We start from the raw sequence: 5595 nt of genomic DNA, 5'->3' as shown, positions 1-5595 counted from the left end.
AGAGAAAAGCTTCAAGGTGGACCAAATTGGCAGATTGAGACTGTTTGGGGAGTAGGATATAAATTTGAGGTGAAATAAAATGGTCAAAAAAGGGCTATTTTTTAAGATGTTAGCAACCTATACTATTATAATATCTATGAGCCTAATAATTATTGCGTCATTTTTATCTTATTGGTTTCAAAATTATTTTTTTGATCAAAGAAAAGAACAATTTTTAGATAAGTCATATATGATACAAGGAATTGCTATGAAATATATGGAGGGCGATGCTACGTCGCAGCAAGTAAATGATATAATAACCATAATTTCTAAGTATATAAAGTCAGATATATGGCTTACAGATAGTATTGGTTATGTTTATGCTGTATCTAATAAAGAGCATAAGGAGTTTATGGGAAAACAAGTTTTTGGTGAAGAATTAAAGCAACTCAGACTGGGGCATACGTTCGAGATTACAGGGCCTTACGCAGGAATATTTGACAAGACTGTAAGAGTGTATGGTACACCGATAATGACTGAAGAAGGCAGCTTTAAGGGTTCAATAATTTTATATAATTCCATTGATGAAATAAGTTCACCTTTAAAACGTGTTTATGAAATAATTTGGATATCTGCTATTTTTGCAATAATATTTTCTTGTATAGTTATATACTACTTTTCTCAAAAGATAATTATAAAGCCACTAGCCGAAATTAATTCTGTAGCTAGGAAAATATCTAATGGGGATGTTAATAAGAGAGTTTATTTAAAATCTAATGATGAGATCGGAGAACTCGCTCAAACTTTTAATTTTATGGCGGATTCTGTTGAGAAAAATGAAAAAAACAGACGCGAATTTATTTCAAACGTATCACATGAAATTAGATCACCTATAACATCAATTAAGGGATTTATCGGAGGAATACTTGATGGAGTAATCCCAGAGGAAAAAGAAAAATACTATTTATCGATTGCGTATGAAGAAATTCAAAGATTAACAAGACTCGTAAACGACTTACTAGATATGTCTGCAATTGAAGCTGGAGAGTTTAGCTTAAAGATTATTAAAGTGGATATTAACGAGATAATTAGACTTACAGTCATAAAAAATGAAACAAAAATTAAAGAGAAACGTGCCTCTGTAGATGTGTGTTTCGAAGAAGATAATTTATTTGTAGCTGGAGATAAAGATAGGCTAGTGCAAGTAATTACAAATTTATTGGATAATTCTATAAAATATGTTAATGAGGGTGGAAAAATAAAAATAAGTTCAAAAACTAAAGGTAGAAAAGCTTTTATATCTGTGTTTAATGATGGTCCACAAATAGCAGAAGAAGATTTATTGCATATTTGGGATAGGTTTTACAAAGCGGACAAAGCTAGAACAGCAAAAGACAGTACTGGACTTGGTTTAGCTATAGTTAGAAATATAATAACTCAATTACAGGAAGACATATGGGTCGAGAATAAGGATAAAGGGGTTTATTTTACGTTTACTTTAATGAAAGTGGAATGATTTTAAATTTGACCAAAAATATAATAGAGTTTCATAAGTCGTTAAAACTTCCATATTGTAATTATAACAAGAAGGGCAGGTGATACTATGGATAACAAGGATAACTATAAATTTAATGAAGAGATAAGAGATGCTTTGTGGAAGAATGCAGACAGAGGTCAGGATATTTTTGGAGAAATTAAATTTAGAAAAAATAATAAAAGAAATTACTTTAAAGTACTTTTAAAAGTGGTATTTTTTATTATAATAGCTGCCCTTTCTGGAGGAATTACAGCAAATTATGTTATTAACAAAGATAAATCACAAGAAAATATTAGCGGTGATTTAACTACGAGTAAATTAGAACAGAACAATAAAGACATATATGTAAACTCTATTTCTGATGTTACAAGAAAGGTGTCACCAACAGTAGTTGGTATAAGTGTAAAAGTAGACGGTGTAGAGGAAACACCTGAGGCCAGCGGTTCTGGAATTATATTTAAAAGTGAAGGATTTATTATTACTAATTATCACGTAATTGAAAATGCGACAGATATAAAGGTGAAACTTAGTAATTATAAGGTTTTGAAAGCAAAGGTAATAGGGACTGATATTATATCAGATTTGGCAGTTATAAAAGTTGATGCTAGTAATTTACCTGTAGCAAAACTTGGCGATTCATCAAAGGTTAATGTTGGAGATATAGCTATTGCTATTGGTAATCCACTAGGAGAACAGTTTTCAGGAGGTGTTACTGCAGGGGTAATAAGTGCATTAGATAGAAAAGTTAATATAGTTGATAAGAAGACTGGGGAGCAAACCATATATAAAGTAATACAAACTGATGCAACTATAAATCAAGGAAATAGTGGGGGGGCATTATGCAATATAAATGGAGAAGTAATTGGTATAAATAGTTTGAAAATCAGTTCAAGTAGTGAAGCTTATGGGGTTGGGTTTGCAATCAACATAAATGTAGCTAAAGAAATTATAAGCGATTTAATGACCTATGGTAAGGTTATAAGGCCTGCAATAGGTATCTATGGAGTGCCCGCCATTTCAGTGGGAAATAATGGTATGGAGGGAGTCTATGTGCAAGAAGTTGTGGACAATAGTGGGGCAGATAAAGCTGGAATTATGCCTACTGATATTATAACTCAAATAGGTGGAGTACGCGTTAAAAATATGGAAGAGTTAAGCAATGTCTTAGATAAATATAAAGTTGCAAGGAACGTGCATTGTAAGGTTCAAAGAAATGGTAAAGTTAAAGATGTTAGCATAACTTTGTCTGAACTAAAAGCTACAAATGAACCTTAATTAAAGTGTTTTTATGTATAGTTGTAGATTATAACACTTATTGGTATAATATTATAAAAAAGGTAAATAAAAAATAATTATGTAATAGAGATATAGCCTAAGCATAATAATATTTGGAGGTAATGATGTACTTAGTAGTTGGACTGGGAAATCCAGGAGATGAATATAGACATACAAGACATAATGTAGGATTCGATGTAATTGATTTGATGGCAGATAAGTATAATGTATCGATAAATAGGATAAAATTTAAAGGTGTATGCGCAGAGATTAATATAGGGGCAAGTAAAGTTATTTTATTAAAACCTAGTACATATATGAACTTGAGTGGGGAAAGTGTGCGCGAAGCATCTTCATTTTATAAGATTCCTAATGAAAATATCATCATATTACATGATGATATTAGTTTGGATGCAGGTAAATTGAGAATACGAAGTAAAGGCAGTGCTGGTGGACATAATGGTTTAAAAAGTATTATTGAGAATTTGTCGTCTGACATATTTGTCAGAATAAAAATAGGTGTAGGAAAACCAGAGAGAGCACTAATACCTCATGTTTTAGGCAGATTTTCGAGTGAGCAGAGAATACTTGTCGAAAAAACGTTTGAAGCGACTATACAGGCCACACAAACTATAATCGAAAAAGGATGTGGCGAGGCTATGAATCAGTTTAATGGGTTTAATGCCTAAATGAAGGTAATTTTATTAAAATACTATCGATACATTTATGTAATGAGTGAGAGGTGTTAACATGAGACTAAGTGGGCTTATGAAGCCTTTAAAGGAAAGTAATCAATTTAAAGATATACTAAGTAATATAGAAAAAAAGGCATACCCAATTGGAGTATACGGTCTTTCGGAATCAGCGAAGAGTTATTTAGTGAATGGTGTATATGAACAATTAGATAAATCTATGTTGATTTTAACTCATAGTGATGTAGAGGCTAAAAATATTTATGAGGATTTATCCTTTTATGTAAACGACGTGTATTATTATCCAACTAGAGAAATGGGATTTTATAACGCGGATGCGGTATCAGGAGATTTAAGATGGGAAAGACTTAAGGTAATGAAAAAAATTACTGAAGGCGGTAAGAAAATAATAATTACATGTATAGAGGCAATAGCAGCTACATATATACCAATGGATTTGCTTCAAAAATATGTGTTCAAATTATCTGTAGGGGGTACTTTAAATTTTAACTCCTTTTCAGAAAAATTAATTCAGTGTGGATATGAGAGAGTAGATAGGGTAGAGACTAAAGGTGAATTTTGTATAAGAGGAGGGATAATGGATTTATATCCTCCTATATCTGCGTTGCCATTTAGGATAGAACTTTACGACGATGAAATAGATTCTATAAGGACGTTTAATAGTGAAACCCAAAGAAGTATAGATAAGATAAAAAAAATAGAAATATTTCCAGCAAAAGAAATTATACTAACTGAGGATAGTAGAAAAAAAGGTTATGATAGGATTAAGGAAGATTTGGAAAATATGCTTGGCAGTTTACATAAAAAAAAGGATAAAGAAGCTAGAGAAAGAATAACGTCACTTGTTAATATTAATTTAGAAGCACTTAAAGAAACAGGTAGTTTTAAAGACGTTGATAGTTATATGCCTTATTTTTATGATACTACATCTACTTTTTTAGATTATATGACAGGAGCATTTATAGTAGTTGATGATGCACAAAGATGCCAAGGTAAACTAGACAGTGTGTACCTTGAGTTTGAAGAGAATTATGAAACTTCTTTAAGAAGGGGAAGTATACTTCCAAAGCAAGCAGAAGGGTTAATTGATAAACAACGTATATATGAGGAGTTAGAAACCCTTGAAGTTATGACAATAAATTCTATTGCTAAAACTACGAAAGTGCTTAAGCCGAGATCTATAATATCTTTTTCTCAAATTACAATTTATAATTATCATGGCCAATTAGATATGCTTATTGATGATATAAAGGATAAAAAAAGTAAGGGTTATAAAACTGTAATTTTATCGGGAACAAGAACTAGAGGGGAACGGCTTATAGATACGCTTAGGGATAAAGGTATTGAAAGCGTTTATAAGGATAGTATTTCTAAAATTGAATTTGGGGAAGTAGTTGTAACTTTTGGAAACCAACTAAAAGGATTTGAATATCCAGAGCTAAAATTGTGCATTATATCTGATAAAGAGGTTTTTGGTGGATCGAAAAGAAAAACTGTTAGTCGTGCCCATAAAAAAGGAGCAAGTAAACTTAAAAGCTTTACAGAACTTAAATTGGGGGACTACGTTGTTCATGTAAACCATGGAATAGGAGTATACAAAGGAATTAAGCAGTTGGAGGTCCATGGTCATAAAAGAGATTATTTAGATCTTAGTTATAATTCTGGAGATACACTTTATGTTCCAGTGGAACAATTAGATTTGGTGCAAAAATACATTGGGAGTGAAGGTAAGGCTCCTAAAATCAGTAAATTAGGTGGAGCGGAATGGGTTAAGGCTAAGAATAAAGTTAAAAATTCAATTGCAGATATTGCAGAAGATTTGGTAAAACTTTATGCTACTAGGGCTACACTTAAGGGACATAAATATAGCAAAGATACTGTATGGCAAAAACAATTTGAAGATGAATTCCCATTTGATGAAACCCCAGATCAATTAATAGCAATTAAGGAAATAAAAAAAGATATGGAATCGGATAAACCAATGGATAGGCTAATATGTGGAGATGTTGGATATGGCAAAACGGAAGTTGCCGTTAGAGCAGCTTTTAAAGCTGTTATGGATGGTAAACAAGTAGCGTTTTTAGTGCCTAC

General features: G+C 31.7%; 4 protein-coding genes and 1 pseudogene. All 5 read left to right on the top strand.

Going from position 1 to position 5595, the window contains the following annotated elements; translation table 11 throughout:
• Nucleotides 1-78: pseudogene (locus Q0649_RS11805) on the top strand (DNA-binding response regulator); the annotation flags it as partial.
• A gap of 1 nt (nucleotide 79) precedes the next feature.
• Entirely contained in the window at nucleotides 80-1495 is a 1416-nt protein-coding gene (locus Q0649_RS11800) for a cell wall metabolism sensor histidine kinase WalK (protein WP_298842000.1), read from the top strand.
• 87 nt (nucleotides 1496-1582) lie between these two features.
• Entirely contained in the window at nucleotides 1583-2791 is a 1209-nt protein-coding gene (locus tag Q0649_RS11795; protein WP_298841997.1) for a S1C family serine protease, read from the top strand.
• Nucleotides 2792-2916: 125 nt separating this feature from the next.
• Entirely contained in the window at nucleotides 2917-3480 is a 564-nt protein-coding gene (pth, locus tag Q0649_RS11790; RefSeq protein WP_298842003.1) for an aminoacyl-tRNA hydrolase, read from the top strand.
• Nucleotides 3481-3541: 61 nt separating this feature from the next.
• On the top strand, nucleotides 3542-5595 hold a 2054-nt coding region (locus tag Q0649_RS11785; protein WP_298841994.1), incomplete at its 3' end, for a CarD family transcriptional regulator.

The sequence above is a fragment of the uncultured Clostridium sp. genome, assembly GCF_937920395.1.
Lineage (GTDB): Bacteria > Bacillota > Clostridia > Clostridiales > Clostridiaceae > Clostridium_AD.
The sequence above is the reverse complement of the archived record's forward strand: the minus strand, read 5'-3'. Positions and strand labels throughout refer to the sequence as shown.